The sequence below is a fragment of the Pseudomonas sp. UC 17F4 genome, assembly GCF_900101695.1.
Classification (GTDB): domain Bacteria; phylum Pseudomonadota; class Gammaproteobacteria; order Pseudomonadales; family Pseudomonadaceae; genus Aquipseudomonas.
This window is the reverse complement of record NZ_FNKV01000001.1, coordinates 2,491,718-2,507,902: the sequence shown is the minus strand read 5'-3', so window position 1 is coordinate 2,507,902 and position 16,185 is coordinate 2,491,718. Positions and strand designations below refer to the sequence as shown.

Below are 16,185 nucleotides of genomic sequence, written 5' to 3'. Positions count from 1 at the left end.
CAGGATCAGGAAGCCGGGGTGACCGGTTTTTCCGGATACCAGGCGTCCAGCAACGGGCTGACTTCAATCTTGGTCAGTTCGCTGCGGCCCTTGAGCCAGGCTTCAACAGCAGCGCGCTGCTCTTCAGTGACCGAACCACGGCTGGCCTTGCAGACCAGACCGAAGTCGTCGCCGCCAACATAGTCCAGACCATTGGCATCCATGGCGTCAGCCAGGAATGCATCGAGGAAGGCGTCAATGGCTTCGTCGGACAGATCTTCCTTGAAATCCAGGTTCAGCTCAAAACCCAGCTCCTGGAATTCATCCACGCAGAGTTTTTTGCGCAGACGGCGGGAACGGTTAGTGGCCATGAAACAATCCTCTTGAGTATTAACGCGCGGCACTTTATCAGTTTCACCGCGCGATTGCCGGAATAAAAGCCGATAAGCTGTTGTTTGATCCTGTATTCACAGGCCCATGGGCGTTCTGCTTGGGGCATAATGCGCGCTATATTTTTCCGTATCGGGGCCTTCACCTTTTTTCGCTCCGTTTTTTTCACCCCTCGCTCGCAGGGTTTTATCGCACATGATCAGATCTCTTCGCCCTCTTCTGCTTGCCGGCCTGCTGATGCCCCTGGCGCTTTCCAGCCACGCCGCCGCGGTCAACACCACGCTTTCGCCAAAAGTGCAGCAGGCGCTGAAAACCAACAAATTGCAGGACTCGGCCCTGTCGCTGGTCATGCTGCCGCTCAACGGCCCGGGCACACCGACCGTGTTCAATGCCGATGTCTCGGTCAACCCGGCCTCGACCATGAAGCTGGTCACCACCTACGCCGCCCTGGAAATGCTCGGCCCCACCCACCAGTGGAAAACCGAGTTCTACAGCGACGGCCCGCTGCGCAACGGCGTGCTGCAGGGCAACCTGTACCTCAAGGGCGGCGGCGACCCGAAGCTGAACATGGAAAAGCTCTGGCTGCTGATGCGCGACCTGCGCGCCAATGGCGTACAGACCATCAGCGGTGACCTGGTGCTCGACCGCAGCCACTTCATCCAGCCACAACTGCCGCAGTTCAACGATGATGGTGGCGACGAAAACAAACCCTTCCTGGTCAAGCCCGACTCGCTGCTGATCAACCTCAAGGCGCTGCGCTTCGTCGCCCGCAACGATGGGGGCAAGGTGCTGGTGTCAGTCGAGCCGCCGATTGCCAACATCCGCATCGACAACCAGGTCAAGGCGGTCAACACCAAGCAGTGCAGCGGCGACGTGCGCTACAACCCGGTGGTGCAAGCTGACGGCGTCAGCGTCGTGGTCAGCGGCCAGCTGGGTGATGGCTGCAACTCGCAGACCTACCTGTCGCTGCTCGATCACCCGACCTACGCCGCCGGCGCCGTGCGCGCCATCTGGAACGAACTGGGGGGTAGCATCCAGGGCCGTGACCGGGTCGACAACGTGCCGAAAAGCGCGCGTCTGCTGGCCCGTGCCTACTCCCCGGACCTGGTGGAAATCATCCGCGACATTAACAAATACAGTAACAACACCATGGCCCAGCAGCTGTTCCTGAGCCTGGGCGCGCAGTTCCGTACCGACGCCGACGGCGACGACGCCCGCGCCGCCCAACGCGTGGTGCGCCAGTGGCTGGCGAAAAAGGGCATCACCGCGCCGCACCTGATCATGGAAAACGGCTCGGGCCTGTCCCGCGCCGAACGGGTCAGCACCCGGGAAATGGCCGCCCTGCTGCAAGCGGCCTGGAACAGCCCGTACGCTGCCGAGTTCATCAGCTCGATGCCGCTGGTGGGCTTGGACGGCACCATGCGCAAGCGCCTCAAGCGCACCGCCATGACCGGTGAGGCGCACATCAAGACCGGCACCCTGAACACCGTGCGCGCCATCGCCGGCTTCAGCCGCGACAGCAACGGCAACACCTGGGCGGTCGCGGCAATCCTCAACGACCCCAAACCCTGGGGGGCTTCTGCCGTGCTCGACCAGGTCCTGCTCGACCTGTACCGCCAGCCGAAACTGGTCAACAGCACCGCCGCCGTTCAGCCCTGAGCCTGACTCAGGGCAGTTCGCCCTCGACCCGGTCGCGGCCAGCCTGCTTGGCCGCGTAGACCCCCGAGTCGGCGCGTAGCAGCAAGGCATCGGCGCCCTCCCCCGGGCGCCAGCCGGCCACGCCGAAACTCGCCGTGACCATCCCCACCCCGTCCACCGGCACGCTACGCAGGCCCTGCCAGAGCTCCATGGCCAGGCTGTAGGCCTGCTCGGCATTGCTGCCCGGGCACAACACCATGAATTCCTCGCCACCCAGGCGGCAGAACACATCGGTACGGCGCAGGCGGTGATTGATGCGCTGGCACAGGCTGCGCAGCACATGATCGCCCACGGCATGGCCGTACAAGTCGTTGATGCGCTTGAAGTGGTCGATATCGAGCATGATCACCGCCAGGTCCTGGCTGTCGCGCTGGGCCCGCTCAAGCTCGGCCTTGAGCCGCTCCTGAAAGTAGCGGCGGTTGTGAATGCCGGTCAGTGAGTCGGTTACCGACAACGCCCGCAGCTCCTCCTCGACGCGCTTCAGATCGGAGATATCAGTCAGGTAGCCGTGCCACAGAGTACCGCCCTGCTCGGCCGGCTCCGGCGTGGCTTCGCCGCGGATCCAGCGCATCCCGGCCACCGGCAGCAGCACCCGGTACTCTTCGCGCCAGGGCGTGAGGTGATCAGCGGAATAGCGGATCGAGGCGCGCACCCGTTCCAGGTCATCGGGGTGGATACGCTCGAACACGGCCGTGGCGTCCTCGCGCAGGCGCTGCGGTTCGATCTCGTAGATATCGCGCAAGCCCTCGCTGGCATAGCTGAAGCACGAGCTGCCGTCGGGGTCGAGGCGAAACTGGTAAATGCCGCCGGGCACCTCGGCGCTGAGCTTTTCCAGCAACCGGTCGCGGGCCGCCAGGGCCTCATGCACGCGCTTGCGCTCGGTAACGTCGATGCAGATGGCCAGGTGGCCGACCCACAGGCCGTGCTCATCGAGCACCGCGCTGACCATCATGTTGGCCAGCAGGTGGCTGCCATCCTTGCGCAACAGGGTCCACTCACCAGGCTCGCTCTCACCCTCCTGGACGGTCTCGGCGAACATCGCCTGGGCCGGGCTGACCTCGCGCCCATAACGCTGGCTCAAGGCGCGGGCCCGGGCCTGCAGCTCCTCTGGCGAGACCAGCTCTTCCAGGGTCAGGCGGCCGATGACTTCAGCGCTGTGGTAACCGAGCATGCGTTCGGCGCCGGCGTTAAAGGTACTGATCACCCCGCGCAGGCTGGTGGCAATGATCGCCACCTGGGTGGCGGCATCGAGCACGCTGCGCAGCTGGTTGTGGGTATCGCGCAGCGACTGCTCGCTGACGCGCAACTCGGCGGTGCGCTGCTCGACCAGGGTCAGGGCACGCTGGCGCTGGCCGAACAGGCTGAACAGCAAGGCGCTGAGCAACAGGCTGAGCAGGCCGCCAAGCAGCACCACGGCAACGACCGCCGAGGAGCGATTGGCGTCCATGAAGGCAAGGCTGGGCTGGATATCCAGTTGATAGTCGTGATCGGCCAGGCGCAACAGATGGGTGGCGGTCAGATCGGTGTCGGCCCCCTGGTTGCCGGATTGGAACAACACCTCATGCTGGCCCTGCCCGGACAGGTCAAGAATGCGCACCACCAGGTTGTCCTCGCTCGGGTTGGGCAGCCCCTCGGCCATCAGCTGCTGCAGGCTGATCACCGCCAGTACGTAGCCATCTGGTGGGGCGGCGGCGCTGCCCGGGGCAAAAACGGGCGCCACCATCAATACCCCGCGGGCGAAGGCCGGGTCGACATGGGTCAGGTTCAAGGGTGCCGACACCGCCATGCTGCCGGGCTGGCGGGCACGGTCGAGGGCCGCCTGGCGCAGCGGCTGGGAGAGCATGTCCAGGCCCAGGGGCTGGACCTGGTGGCTGGAGGCCTGGGTGTACAACAGTGGGTAATAGAGCGCACGCTCAGCCGCTACCTGCAGGCTGCCAGCGTCATTCAGTTCGTGGATGGCAAAGGGCTTGCCGAGGAGTTGCGCGGCGCTGCGCTCAAACGCTTGACGCTCATCGCCCGCTACCCGCGGCGCCCAGGCGTAGGCCTGGGTCCGGTACAACAGGGGCTTGGCGTAGCCGTTGAACTCGGCGAGAGTGACGCTTTCGGAGAACACGAAGAAGCGGCGCAGGCCATCGAGACGCTGCACCTGGTCCTCGAAACGCTCTTCGATACGGCTGTAACGCTCACTGGCAAGCAGTTCGAAGCGTTGACGCAACTGCTGGCGGTACAGGTCATGGGTGGCCAGCGCCAGCAGCGCAGTCAACAGGCCGCCGGCGACAAATGCCACGCCGGCCACCAGCCAGGCGGACACTTCCTCGCTGACAAAGCCGAGCATCTTCGGACGAGCGGCGTGCATCGACATAGAAAGCACTCAAAACGCCAGCGTCCAGCGGATCGCGGGCTCTGATTGAGTTATAGCCATTAGCCATTAACGTAGCAATCATCACCCGCGACAATCAGCCAATCAGCGCGCCTGAATTTTCCAGGCCCGGTGAATCTTGCTGTTACGGGCAAAGTCCGGGTCCAGGGTCTGGGCACTGATCTCTTCCACCGCGTAGCGCTCAGCCAGGTTTTCGTCGAGCTGGAACTTGCGGAAGTTGTTCGAGAAGTACAGCACACCGCCCGGCGCCAGGCGCGCCACGGCCAGGTCAAGCAACTCGACATGATCGCGCTGCACGTCAAACACGCCTTCCATACGCTTGGAGTTGGAGAAGGTCGGCGGATCGATGAAGATCAGCTCGTATTCCTCGCGACAGGCTTGCAGCCAGGCCATGACATCGCCCTGCTCCAGGCGATTCTTGTCCGAGAAGCCATTGAGCGACAGGTTGCGCCGCGCCCAGTCCAGATAAGTCTTGGACAGGTCAACACTGGTGGTGCTGCGCGCGCCGCCCTTGGCCGCATGCACACTGGCGGTGGCGGTGTAGCAGAACAGGTTGAGGAAGCGCTTGCCGGCAGCCTCGCGCTGAATGCGCAGGCGCATCGGGCGGTGGTCGAGGAACAGCCCGGTGTCGAGGTAATCGGTGAGGTTGACCAGCAGCTTGACGCCGCCTTCCTGCACTTCGAGGAACTGCCCCTGGGCGCTCTGGCGCTCGTACTGGCGGGTACCGCTCTGACGCTCGCGACGCTTGACCACCACGCGGCTCTGGTCGATGCCCAGGGCCTGAGGGATCGCTGCCAGGGCGTCGAACAGACGCGCCTGGGCCTTTTCCGGGTCGATCGAGCGCGGGGCGGCGTATTCCTGCACGTGCACCCAGTCCTGGTACAGGTCGATGGCCAGGGCGTACTCGGGCATGTCGGCATCGTACAGGCGGTAGCAACTGACGTTCTCGCGCTTGGCCCACTTGCCCAGTTGCTTGAGGTTCTTCTGCAGGCGGTTGGCGAACATCTGCCCGCCCTCGCTCAGGCGTGCCGGCTCACTGGCCACGGCGGCCGGGGTACGCGGTTCGGCTGCTTCGCCATTGCGCTCGGGCTGACGGCGCTCGCCGGTGACGAACTGGTCGGGCTGAACCTTGATCAGCAGCAGCTTGCACGGCAAGGCGCCGTTCCAGAAGGCATATTGCTTGTGGCTGCGGATGCCCATGCGCTTGCCCAGGTCCGGGGCGCCGGTGAACACCGCCGCTTCCCAGTTCAGGCAGGCCTGACGCAGGCGCTCGCCGAGGTTCTGGTAGAGGTACAGCAGGCTCGCTTCGTCGCCCAGGCGCTCGCCGTACGGCGGGTTGCAGATCACCAGGCCTTTCTGGTTCTGGTCCGGGCGCGGCTCGAAACTGCCGACTTCGCCCTGGTAGATCTTCACCCAGTCGCTCAGACCAGCGCGCTCGACGTTGTTACGCCCCGGCTGGATCAGCCGCGGGTCGGCCTCATAGCCGCGAATCCACAGCGGCGGGCGGGCCAGGCCGGCTTCGGCACGGGCCAGCGCCTCATCATGGAGTTTGCGCCAGAGGGCCGGCACGTGGCCGAGCCAGGCGCTGAAGCCCCAACGCTCGCGGCGCAGGTTCGGTGCGATATCGGCGGCGATCATTGCGGCTTCGACCAGGAAAGTCCCCACACCACACATCGGGTCGGCCAGGGCGCCGCCCTCGGCAGCGATGCGTGGCCAGCCAGCGCGGATCAACACCGCGGCCGCGAGGTTTTCCTTGAGCGGCGCCGCACCTTGCTGCAGGCGGTAGCCGCGCTGGTGCAGGCTGTGGCCGGACAGGTCCAGGGACAGGATCGCCTCGCCACGCTCCAGGCGCAGGTGCACGCGCAGGTCCGGGTTGAGCTTGTCGACCGACGGGCGCTCGCCGCTGCTGGTCCGCAGTTTGTCGACGATCGCATCCTTGACCTTCAAGGCGCCGAAGTGGGTGTTGTCGATACCCGAGCCGTGGCCGCTGAATTCCACCGCCAGCGAGCCGCTGGCCTCCAGGTGATCCTGCCACTCGACTTCGTTGACGCCGTCGTAGAGGTCGTCGGCGTTCTTCATGTTGAAGCGCTTGAGCACCAGCAGTACGCGGTTGCCCAGGCGCGACCACAGGCACAGCCGGTAGGCGGTTTCCATGTCGGCCGTGCCGCGGATCGCCGAAGTGTGCTCGCGCACTTCTTCAAGGCCGAGGCCGCGGGCTTCTTCGGCAAGCAGGCCTTCAAGGCCTTTGGGACAGGTGAGGTAAAGTTCGAAACGGTCCGACATGGGGTATCCAGAGCCTTGAGCAATAAAGTGGAGAGGCAAGCGCATCGCCCTTCCGATGTTTAATCGAACGCCTTTCCACAGCGTTCGAGTGGCGCTTTATCTCGCGCCGGGCCGCCCGCCAATCCGACTTTTGCCGAGGGCTGAAAAGTCTTTGATTGGCGGGCAGAACGAAAAATTCAGGCAAAAAACCGGGAAAAATGACCCTTCGTCGTTTTGCCGCTGTTGTTACAAATTATCACACAGCGATGGCCAGATGACTTTGCAGCAGGTCAAACCCTGATCATAGCGGGCTTTGCGCCAGATCCTAATCAGACGCATTTATTTACTTATCCTGTGACCCTATGAAAGGTTACGTCCTTATGACAAAACGATCATTCACACTGTGTCCTGCATTGGTTAGAACTGGTCTCAGGTTGTCACCGCAACGGGGCAACACATCCGCTCGCGACGCCGGCAGCGAGCGCAAACCGGCAGAACGATTCTGCCCGACCTTCTAGAGGTCGACGGGACATTACAGTCAACAAGTGAGGGCAACACCCTATGAGAAGACTTAAGCGTGATCCGTTGGAACGAGCTTTTTCACGTGGCTACCAATATGGGGTCACCGGCAAATCCCGCGAGCTTTGCCCCTTTACTCTACCGTCTGTACGCCAGGCATGGATCAATGGCTGGCGCGAAGGACGCGGCGACAACTGGGACGGTATGACCGGCACTGCGGGTATCCATAGACTCAACGAACTTCACGCCGTTGGCTGAACGAGGAACTGAATCCGATTACCATGCGCGCCCTATCCGGGCGGCGGGCTGAGGCCCAGGGGCCCCTTGAGGGGGCCCTTTTTTATGCCTGCGGTTTCAGCGCCCCATGGCGGCGATGGCGTCCACTGCCTCGCGGATCAGGGCCGGGCCCTTGTAGATGAACCCCGAGTAGATCTGTACCAGGCTGGCACCGGCAGCAATCTTCTGCGCCGCATGCTTGCCTTCGGTAATCCCGCCTGCGGCGATGATCGGCAATTTGCCGCCCAGCTCGCCAGCCAGCACCTTGACGATGTGGGTGCTTTTTTCCAGCACCGGCGCGCCCGACAGGCCGCCTGCTTCGTCACCATGCTGCAGGCCTTCGACGCCTTCACGGCCGAGGGTGGTGTTGGTGGCGATCACCGCGTCCATACCCGACTCGACCAGGGCTGCGGCGACCAGCGCGGTTTCTTCGTCGCTCATGTCCGGGGCGATCTTGATCGCCAGCGGCACATGCTTGCCGCGTTCGGTCACCAGTTGCGAGCGGCGCTCGGCCAGGGCGTCGAGCAGTTGCTTGAGCGAATCGCCGAACTGCAGGCTGCGCAGGCCCGGGGTGTTCGGCGAGCTGACGTTGACGGTGATGTAGCTGGCCTGGTCGTAGACCTTGTCGAGGCAGATCAGGTAATCGTCGACCGCGCGCTCGACCGGAGTGTCGAAGTTCTTGCCGATATTGATGCCGAGGATGCCGCTGTATTTGGCGGCGCGCACACGGTTGAGCAGGTTGTCGACACCCAGGTTGTTGAAGCCCATGCGGTTGATGATCGCTTCGGCTTCCGGCAGGCGGAACAGGCGCGGCTTGGGGTTGCCCGGCTGTGGACGCGGGGTGACGGTGCCGATCTCGACAAAACCGAAACCGAGCTGGGCAAAACCGTCGATGGCCGCGCCGTTCTTGTCCAGACCCGCCGCCAGCCCGACCGGGTTGGCGAAGTTCAGGCCCATGACAGTGACCGGCAAGGAAGCCGGCGCCTTGGTCAGCAAGCCGTTGAGGCCCAGACGGCCACCGGCGCCGATCAGGTCCAGGGACAGGTCATGGGAGGTCTCCGGGGAGAGCTTGAACAGCAGCTGGCGGGCCAGGGTATACATGGGCGGGTTTAGCTCGACGTGAGTGAGGGGGCGATTATAGCGGTGGCGTCGCCCGGGGGACAGGGCCGCCTTGGCATATGCGTTGCTTGCACCCTGATCAAACGCCTGCCACGCGAGCGGTACGGCCTGACCTTCGACACAGGCGCAATGACGTGACCAACCCTATTCCCGCAACCTCGCTGGCCTGGGTCAACGGCAGCGATGCCCCGGAAAAGCCCTGCCTGAATCTCGGTTTCATGGCCCTGAGCGATTGTGCCTCGGTGGTGGTGGCCGCGACCCAGGGTTTCGCCCAAACCTACGGCCTGACCCTGAATTTGCAGCGCCAGAGCTCCTGGGCCGGCCTGCGCGACAAGCTGGCCAGCGGCGAGCTGGATGCCGCGCATAGCCTGTACGGCCTGATCTACGCGCTGCAACTGGGCATCGGCGGTAGTCCGGCCGCCGACATGGCGGTGCTGATGGGCCTGAACCAGAACGGCCAGGGCATCAATCTGTCCGCTGCGCTGCAACGTCAGGGCGTGACCAGTCCCGAGGCATTGGAGCGCTTCGTGCACCAAAGCAGGACAAAACTGACCTTTGCACAGACTTTTCCTACCGGCACCCATGCCATGTGGCTGTATTACTGGCTGGCCAGCCAGGGCATCCACCCCTTGCATGACGTCAACAGCGTGGTGGTGCCGCCAGGCCAGATGCTCGCACACCTGCAAGCCGGACGCATCGACGGATTTTGCGTCGGCGAACCCTGGTCGGCGGGCGCCATCGAACAGGGCCAGGGCTTCACCCTGGCCACCAGCCAATCAATCTGGCCGGATCACCCGGAAAAAGTCCTGGGTTGCACCCGGGCCTTTGTCGAACAGTATCCGAACAGTGCGCGGGCCCTGGTGATGGCGGTGCTGACCGCCAGCCGCTTTATCGAGCAGAGCCGCGAAAACCGCCGCAGCACCGCGCAACTGCTCAGCAGCAAGGCCTACCTGGATGCGCCGTTGTCGAGCATCGAGCCGCGCCTGCTCGGCCACTACCAGGACGGCCTGGGCAACCAGTGGCAGGATCGCCACGCCTTGCGCCTGTATGACCAGGGCCGGGCCAACTTGCCGTACCTGTCCGATGGCCTGTGGTTCATGACCCAATTCCGCCGCTGGGGCCTGCTGCGTGAAGACCCCGATTACCTCGCCGTAGCCCGCCAGGTGCAGCAACTGGCGCTGTACCGCGACGCCGCCACGGCGGTCGGCGTGCCCTGCGCAGGTTCCGACATGCGTAGCAGCCAGCTGATCGATGGCAGCCGCTGGGATGGCAGCGACCCGCACGGCTACGCCCGCAGCTTTCGTCTGCACGCGCTGGCCGAGCCGCCCGCCGCCCTCGCCCGACGCTGAACGGAGACGCTCTCATGCTGCGAATCCTGCTAATCGACGACACCGCGAAAAAAGTCGGTCGGCTAAAGGCTGCGCTGGTCCAGGCCGGCTTCGAGGTGATCGAAGAGTCGGGCCTGACCATCGACCTGCCGGCACGCGTCGAAACGGTGCATCCGGACGTGGTGCTGATCGATACCGAGTCACCGGGCCGTGATGTCATGGAGCAAGTGGTGCTGGTCAGCCGCGACCGGCCGCGACCGATCGTCATGTTCACCGACGAGCACGACCCCGGGGTGATGCGCCAGGCGATCCAGGCCGGGGTCAGCGCCTACATTGTCGAAGGCATCCAGGCTACGCGCTTGCAGCCGATCCTCGATGTGGCCATGGCCCGCTTTGAAAGCGACCAGGCGCTCAAGGCCCAACTGCAGGCCCGCGACCAGCAACTGGCGGAGCGCAAGCGCATCGAACTGGCCAAGGGCCTGTTGATGAAAATGAAGGACTGCAACGAAGAACAGGCCTACACCCTGATGCGCCGCCAGGCCATGAGCAAGCAGCAGAAGCTGATCCAGGTGGCCGAACAGATCATTGCCATGAGCGACCTGCTCGGCTGAAGCACTCTGGCCCGGCTCTTGCTATCACCACAGCACAGGTAGCCAACGGCGGTTGCCCCCTTCACGACAAAGACGTCGCACCCCCACTCGCGCCAGCGGGTCGGGTGGCGACGTCTTTTTCGTTTCCGTCCCTGTTCAACGAGGTGTTCGATGAAGACGAGTTTCTGGAAGTCCGGGCATGCCCCCACCCTGTTCGCCGCCTTTTTGTATTTCGACCTGAGCTTCATGGTCTGGTACCTGCTCGGCCCGCTGGCGGTGCAAATTGCCGCCGACTTGCAACTGACCACCCAGCAGCGCGGGCTGATGGTGGCCACGCCGATCCTGGCCGGGGCGATCCTGCGCTTTGTCATGGGCCTGCTGGTGGACCGCCTGTCGCCCAAGACCGCCGGGCTGATCGGCCAGGTAATTGTCATCGTCGCGCTGTTCTGCGCCTGGCGCCTGGGCATTCACAGTTATGAGCAAGCCTTGTTGCTCGGGGTGTTCCTCGGCGTTGCCGGCGCCTCGTTTGCCGTATCGCTGCCGCTGGCCTCGCAGTGGTACCCGGCGCAGCACCAGGGCAAGGCCATGGGCATCGCCGGTGCCGGCAACTCCGGCACGGTGTTCGCCGCCCTGCTGGCCCCGGCCCTGGCCGCAGGCTTTGGCTGGAACAACGTGTTCGGTTTTGCCGTGATCCCGCTGCTGCTGACCCTGGTGCTGTTCAGCCTGCTGGCGCGCAACGCCCCCGAACGGCCCAAACCGAAAGCTGCGGCCGACTACCTCAAGGCCCTGGGCGATCGCGACAGCTGGTGGTTCATGTTCTTCTATAGCGTCACCTTCGGTGGCTTTATCGGCCTGGCCAGTGCCCTGCCCGGCTACTTCAACGACCAGTACGGCCTGAGCCCGGTGACCGCTGGCTACTACACCGCCGCCTGCGTCTTTGCCGGCAGCCTGATGCGCCCGTTGGGCGGCGCCCTGGCCGATCGCTTCGGCGGCATCCGCACCCTGCTGGCGATGTACAGCGTTGCCGCCATCTGCATTGCCGCCGTCGGCTTCAACCTGCCCAGCGCAGTGGCTGCCCTGGCCCTGTTCGTCAGCGCCATGCTCGGCCTGGGTGCCGGCAACGGCGCGGTGTTCCAACTGGTGCCGCAACGCTTTCGCCAGGAAATCGGCGTGATGACCGGGCTGATCGGCATGGCCGGCGGCATCGGCGGCTTTCTGCTCGCTGCGGGCCTGGGGGCGATCAAACAGCACAGCGGCGACTATCAGCTGGGCCTGTGGCTGTTCGCCAGCCTGGGCATTCTTGCCTGGTTCGGCCTGCACGGCGTCAAGCAGCGCTGGCGCACCACCTGGGGCTCGGCAGCGGTGACTGCGGCGCGGGTTTGAGGATGACAACATGAGCCTGCAACTGAGCTTTGCCCAGGCCAGCGCCAGCGGCCCCCGGGAGGAAAACCAGGACGCCCTGCGCCTGGTCACCCCCAACCCGGAACTGGCCGCCAGCAAAGGCTACCTGTTCGCCCTCGCCGACGGCGTCAGCCAGTGCGCCGATGGCGGCCTGGCGGCGCGGGCCAGCCTGCAGGCGCTGGCCCTGGACTATTACGCCACGCCGGCCACCTGGGGCGTGGCCCAGGCCCTGGACCGCCTGCTACTGGCGCAGAACCGCTGGCTGCGTGCCAATGGCGGCGGCCAGCCGCTGCTGACCACGCTGAGCGCACTGGTGCTGCGTGGTCGGCGTTTTACCCTGGCGCATGTCGGTGATTGCCGGATCTACCGCTGGGCCGCCGGGCAACTGCAGCGCATCAGCGAAGACCACGTCTGGGACCAACCCGGCATGCAGCACGTGCTCAAGCGCGCCCTGGGCCTGGACCAGCACCTGCAGGTCGACTACCTGGAGGGCGAGCTGCAGGCCGGTGAGTGTTTCGTACTGCTCAGCGACGGCGTCTGGGCCAGCCTCAGCGAAGCGCAGATTCGCGCGGTGCTGCGCGAGCAGATCGACCTGCAGGACGCCGCCCAGACCCTGGTCAGCTCGGCTCACTACAGCGGCAGCCAGGACAATGCCAGCGCCCTGCTGGTGCGGGTCGAACAACTGGGTGCGAGCAACCTCGGTGATTCGCTGGCGCAATTGCAGCAATGGCCACTGCCGCCCGCCTTGCGCAGCGGGCAGACAATCGACGGCTGGCAGGTCGAGCGGGCGCTTGGCCACAGCCGCCAATCCTTGCTGTATCGCGTGCGCGACCCGCAGCAACAGGCATGGCTGCTGAAAACCCTGCCGGCCGAACGCAAAGATGAACCCGGCGCGCAGCAAGGCCTGCTGCTTGAAGAGTGGTTCCTGCGCCGGGTGGCCGGGCGCTACTTCCCCGAAGTGCACCCGGCCAGCCAGCGCCAGCACCTGTATTACCTGATGCGCGAGTACTCCGGGCAAACCCTGGCGCAACGGTTCGCCGCCAGCGGCCCCCTGCCGTTGGCGCAATGGCAGGCGCTGGCCCGGCAACTGTTGCAGGCGGTAGGCGCGCTGCACCGACGCAACATCCTCCATCGCGACATCAAGCCCGAGAACCTGCTCCTGGGCGATGACGGCCAGCTGCGCCTGCTGGATTTCGGCCTGGCGTTCTGCCCGGGGCTTTCCGAGGACCGCGCCCATGAACTGCCGGGCACGCCCTCGTTTATTGCGCCGGAAGCCTTCGACGCCGAGCCGCCCAGCCCGCAACAGGACCTCTACAGCGTGGCGGTAACGCTGTACTACCTGCTCACCGGACATTACCCCTATGGCGAAATCGAAGCCTTCCAGCGCCCGCGCTTCACCCAGGCGATCAGCGCCGCCCGCTATCGCCCGGACCTGCCCGAATGGCTCGAGCACAACCTCGCTCAGGCACTGCTCGCCGACCCACGGCAACGCTTTGAAACCGCCGAGCAATGGCTGTTGCTGCTTGAACAGGGCGACCGCCAGGCGCTCAGCGTGCGCCCGCGGCCGCTGCTTGAGCGCGAGCCGCTGAAAGTCTGGCGCACCCTGGCGCTGCTGTCCCTGCTGCTTAACCTGATCCTGCTGATCAGCCTGCTAAAAGGCTGACAGCCCCTATGCCGATGAGGAAAACCCGATGCATGCGAAAGTCTGGCTGATTGGTGCAGGCCCCGGTGATCCGGAGCTGCTGACCCTCAAGGCGGTACGCGCCCTGGGGGAAGCCGAAGTGGTGCTGATCGACGACCTGGTCAACCCGCACATTCTTCAACACTGCCCGCAGGCGCGGGTGGTTGCCGTGGGTAAGCGCGGCGGATGCCGCTCCACGCCGCAAGCCTTCATTCAGCGCCTGATGTTGCGCTATGCCCGTCAGGGCCGCTGCGTGGCGCGGCTCAAGGGCGGTGACCCGTGCATCTTTGGCCGCGGCGGCGAAGAGGCGGCCTGGTTGCAGGCTCATGGCGTCGAAACCGAGCTGGTCAATGGCATTACCGCAGGCTTGGCCGGCGCGACCCAATGCGGTATCTCGCTGACCTTGCGCGGCGTCAGCCGTGGCGTGACCCTGGTCACCGCCCACACTCAGGACGACAGCCCGTTGAACTGGCAGGCGCTGGCCCAGGGCGGAACTACCCTGGTGGTGTACATGGGCGTGAGCAAGCTGGAGGACGTGCAGCAGGGCTTGCTGGCAGGTGGCCTGGCGGCGCAGACGCCGGTGGCCATGATCGAGAATGCCTCGCTGCCTCAGCAGCGCGAGCAACGCAGCACGCTGGCGCAGCTGTGCCAGGACGCCGCCCGCTTCAAGCTGTGCAGCCCGGCGATTGTGGTGATCGGCGAGGTGGCAGCAGCGCACAGCGCAGTGCTGCAGCAACTGACAGCCTGAATCGCAGGCAAAGAAAAGCCCGGCCTAGGCCGGGCTTTTCAGTAGCGCCTGGACCAATTACTTGGCTTGGGCTTCTACTTGTGCTTCTACGCGACGGTTAACAGCGCGACCAGCGTCGGTGGCGTTGTCAGCAACCGGACGGGTTTCACCGTAGCCAACCGACTCAACGCGGTTCGACTCAACACCGTACTGGTTGGTCAGAACTTGCTTAACGGCGTTTGCACGACGCTCAGACAGTTTCTGGTTGTAAGCGTCAGGACCGACGGAGTCAGTGTGACCTTCAACAGTGGTGGTGGTCTGTGGGTACTGCTTCATGAAGTCAGCCAGGTTCTTGATGTCGCCGTAGCTGTTTGGCTTGACGACCGACTTGTCGAAGTCGAACTTGACGTCCAGCTCAACACGGACGACTTCAGCAACAGCTGGGCAGCCATCAGCGTCAACGGTAACGTTGGCTGGGGTGTCAGGGCACTTGTCGACGTTGTCGCAGACGCCATCGTTGTCGCTGTCGGAGCAGACTTCAGCGACTGGAGCAGGAGCGGCTTCAACCTTGCCACCGCTACCACCGAAGTTCAGACCCAGACCAACGGTCGGACCCCACTCGGTGTTGCCGTTGTCGATGTTGTACATGGCTTCAACGCCAGCACGGGCGAAGAACATGTCGGTGATGTACCACTTGGCGCCAGCGCCAACGTTGGCGAAGGTGGAGTGGTCACGGCCGTTACGGGTAGCTTGACCCAGGCTTTCGTGAGCGAAACCAGCCGAAACGTATGGACGCAGAGCGTCGCCGACGGTACCGAAGTGGTAGGTAGCGTCCAGCTTGGCCTTGGAACCTTTGATGTCTTTGTTGAAGACTTCGCCACGAGCGTTGTGAGTCTCGTTGTAGCCCAGGTCCAGGGACAGGTCGTCGGTCAGGAAGTAACCGAGGCGAACACCAGGATTGGTGCCGTCGTTCTTGAAGTTACGTTCGCTGTCGTAGTACTGCTTGGTGACGTTGCCTTCAATTTCGACTGCGCCTTGGCCTTGTGCCAGAGCGCCGAAGGAAGTTGCGGCTACAAGAGAACCAATGGCCAAGCCCAAGGTGTTTTTCAATTTCATCCGTTAAATCCCCATCTGGTGATAGTTAAGCAGTCCCACCAACATCCGGGGGACAACTCGACGGCAAGTCTAGCAGAACTTGCCGGTACGTTAGAGATATTTGCGCGCTACTAAGTTTCAGCAAGGCCCGCAAATTTCTCACGTAGCTTGTCAAGCGCACGCTTGTACCGCATTTTCGTTGCGCTCAGGCCCATGTGCATGATATCGGCGATTTCCTGAAATTCCAGTTCTGCGACAAATCGAAGCACCAGAATCTCGCGGTCAATCGGATTGACATGCACTAGCCATTTGTCCAGCCCGCCTTTCTCTTCCGGTTTTGGCGCCTTCTCTTCCGAGGCCTCCTCGAGTGGATCAAGACTCAAGGCATCCATCAGTCGACGTTTGCGCCGCTCCTTGCGGTACTGGGTGATGCATTCGTTGTAGGTGATGCTGTAGAGCCATGTCTTGAACTTCGATTTGCCCTCGAAGTTCTTCAGCCCATAGAGCACCTTGAGCATCACCTCCTGACAGACATCGTCAGCATCCCGATCGTTCCCTAAATAACGTGCACAGACGTTAAAAAGGGTCCGTTGGTAGCGGCGCATGAGCTCCTCATACGCGCGAGTAACATGAAACAGCTCCTCATGCGAACGCGCCACCAACTCCTCATCAGTGAGCTCGCGGGGGTCGTAACGCATGGGCAGCGAGTGAACTTTATTCAAAACGGATCTGGCCGACAG

At 63.8% G+C, this 16,185-nt stretch carries 13 protein-coding genes; 7 read left to right on the top strand and 6 right to left on the bottom strand.

Annotation, left to right across the window (positions count from 1 at the left end; all coding sequences use genetic code 11):
- Nucleotides 1–5: 5 nt before the first annotated feature.
- Nucleotides 6–350, bottom strand: a complete 345-nt coding sequence (locus tag BLR26_RS11655; protein WP_093380705.1) for a YggL family protein — start codon at nt 348–350, stop codon at nt 6–8.
- A gap of 214 nt (nt 351–564) precedes the next feature.
- Here BLR26_RS11655 and dacB point away from each other — a divergent pair, with 214 nt between their 5' ends.
- Complete coding sequence (gene dacB, locus BLR26_RS11650; protein ID WP_093380702.1) at nt 565–2,028, top strand: D-alanyl-D-alanine carboxypeptidase/D-alanyl-D-alanine endopeptidase; 1,464 nt, start codon at nt 565–567, stop codon at nt 2,026–2,028.
- Nucleotides 2,029–2,035: 7 nt separating this feature from the next.
- Here the strand turns inward: dacB and BLR26_RS11645 are convergent, their stop codons facing one another.
- A complete protein-coding gene (locus tag BLR26_RS11645) occupies nt 2,036–4,429 on the bottom strand; it encodes a sensor domain-containing diguanylate cyclase (RefSeq protein ID WP_093380699.1) in 2,394 nt (797 codons plus the stop codon).
- Between the two features lie 102 nt (nt 4,430–4,531).
- A complete protein-coding gene (gene rlmKL / locus BLR26_RS11640) occupies nt 4,532–6,730 on the bottom strand; it encodes a bifunctional 23S rRNA (guanine(2069)-N(7))-methyltransferase RlmK/23S rRNA (guanine(2445)-N(2))-methyltransferase RlmL (protein WP_093380696.1) in 2,199 nt (732 codons plus the stop codon).
- Nucleotides 6,731–7,270: 540 nt separating this feature from the next.
- Between rlmKL and rmf the strand changes: the two genes are divergently transcribed.
- Nucleotides 7,271–7,486 carry a ribosome modulation factor gene (gene rmf / locus BLR26_RS11635; protein ID WP_010223328.1) on the top strand — a complete coding sequence of 72 codons (216 nt, stop codon included), beginning with the start codon at nt 7,271–7,273 and terminating at the stop codon, nt 7,484–7,486.
- A gap of 96 nt (nt 7,487–7,582) precedes the next feature.
- Here rmf and BLR26_RS11630 read toward each other — a convergent pair whose 3' ends face one another.
- Nucleotides 7,583–8,605: a quinone-dependent dihydroorotate dehydrogenase gene (locus BLR26_RS11630; RefSeq protein WP_045195001.1), complete on the bottom strand. Its 1,023-nt coding sequence runs from the start codon at nt 8,603–8,605 to the stop codon at nt 7,583–7,585.
- A 152-nt stretch (nt 8,606–8,757) separates the two neighbouring features.
- Here BLR26_RS11630 and BLR26_RS11625 point away from each other — a divergent pair, with 152 nt between their 5' ends.
- The 5 genes from BLR26_RS11625 (at nt 8,758) to cobA (ending at nt 14,371) form a co-directional block, all read left to right on the top strand.
- Nucleotides 8,758–9,972 carry a CmpA/NrtA family ABC transporter substrate-binding protein gene (locus BLR26_RS11625; RefSeq protein ID WP_093380693.1) on the top strand — a complete coding sequence of 405 codons (1,215 nt, stop codon included), beginning with the start codon at nt 8,758–8,760 and terminating at the stop codon, nt 9,970–9,972.
- 14 nt (nt 9,973–9,986) lie between these two features.
- Nucleotides 9,987–10,562, top strand: a complete 576-nt coding sequence (locus tag BLR26_RS11620) for an ANTAR domain-containing response regulator (RefSeq protein WP_010223325.1) — start codon at nt 9,987–9,989, stop codon at nt 10,560–10,562.
- A 150-nt stretch (nt 10,563–10,712) separates the two neighbouring features.
- Nucleotides 10,713–11,924: a nitrate/nitrite transporter gene (locus BLR26_RS11615; protein ID WP_093380690.1), complete on the top strand. Its 1,212-nt coding sequence runs from the start codon at nt 10,713–10,715 to the stop codon at nt 11,922–11,924.
- Nucleotides 11,925–11,934: 10 nt separating this feature from the next.
- Nucleotides 11,935–13,605, top strand: coding sequence for a bifunctional protein-serine/threonine kinase/phosphatase (locus BLR26_RS11610; RefSeq protein ID WP_093380688.1), 1,671 nt, complete (start codon nt 11,935–11,937; stop codon nt 13,603–13,605).
- A gap of 28 nt (nt 13,606–13,633) precedes the next feature.
- A complete protein-coding gene (gene cobA, locus BLR26_RS11605; RefSeq protein WP_045195011.1) occupies nt 13,634–14,371 on the top strand; it encodes a uroporphyrinogen-III C-methyltransferase in 738 nt (245 codons plus the stop codon).
- A 57-nt stretch (nt 14,372–14,428) separates the two neighbouring features.
- On the opposite strand, the gene BLR26_RS11600 is transcribed toward cobA, so the two are convergent.
- Both BLR26_RS11600 and sigX read right to left on the bottom strand, forming a co-directional pair.
- On the bottom strand, nt 14,429–15,466 hold the full coding sequence (locus tag BLR26_RS11600; protein WP_045195013.1) for an OmpA family protein: 1,038 nt from the start codon (nt 15,464–15,466) through the stop codon (nt 14,429–14,431).
- A 110-nt stretch (nt 15,467–15,576) separates the two neighbouring features.
- The gene (gene sigX, locus BLR26_RS11595) at nt 15,577–16,143 is read right to left on the bottom strand and encodes an RNA polymerase sigma factor SigX (RefSeq protein WP_036990388.1); all 567 of its coding nucleotides are present in this window, start codon (nt 16,141–16,143) and stop codon (nt 15,577–15,579) included.
- Nucleotides 16,144–16,185 lie beyond the last annotated feature (42 nt).

Bases quoted from the DNA above. Each gene is read 5' to 3' on its own strand.
- BLR26_RS11655 (WP_093380705.1), bottom strand. From the start codon at position 350: ATGGCCACTAACCGTTCCCGCCGTCTGCGCAAAAAACTCTGCGTGGAT.
- dacB (WP_093380702.1), top strand. From the start codon at position 565: ATGATCAGATCTCTTCGCCCTCTTCTGCTTGCCGGCCTGCTGATGCCC.
- BLR26_RS11645 (WP_093380699.1), bottom strand. From the start codon at position 4,429: ATGTCGATGCACGCCGCTCGTCCGAAGATGCTCGGCTTTGTCAGCGAG.
- rlmKL (WP_093380696.1), bottom strand. From the start codon at position 6,730: ATGTCGGACCGTTTCGAACTTTACCTCACCTGTCCCAAAGGCCTTGAA.
- rmf (WP_010223328.1), top strand. From the start codon at position 7,271: ATGAGAAGACTTAAGCGTGATCCGTTGGAACGAGCTTTTTCACGTGGC.
- BLR26_RS11630 (WP_045195001.1), bottom strand. From the start codon at position 8,605: ATGTATACCCTGGCCCGCCAGCTGCTGTTCAAGCTCTCCCCGGAGACC.
- BLR26_RS11620 (WP_010223325.1), top strand. From the start codon at position 9,987: ATGCTGCGAATCCTGCTAATCGACGACACCGCGAAAAAAGTCGGTCGG.
- BLR26_RS11615 (WP_093380690.1), top strand. From the start codon at position 10,713: ATGAAGACGAGTTTCTGGAAGTCCGGGCATGCCCCCACCCTGTTCGCC.
- BLR26_RS11610 (WP_093380688.1), top strand. From the start codon at position 11,935: ATGAGCCTGCAACTGAGCTTTGCCCAGGCCAGCGCCAGCGGCCCCCGG.
- cobA (WP_045195011.1), top strand. From the start codon at position 13,634: ATGCATGCGAAAGTCTGGCTGATTGGTGCAGGCCCCGGTGATCCGGAG.
- BLR26_RS11600 (WP_045195013.1), bottom strand. From the start codon at position 15,466: ATGAAATTGAAAAACACCTTGGGCTTGGCCATTGGTTCTCTTGTAGCC.
- sigX (WP_036990388.1), bottom strand. From the start codon at position 16,143: ATGCGTTACGACCCCCGCGAGCTCACTGATGAGGAGTTGGTGGCGCGT.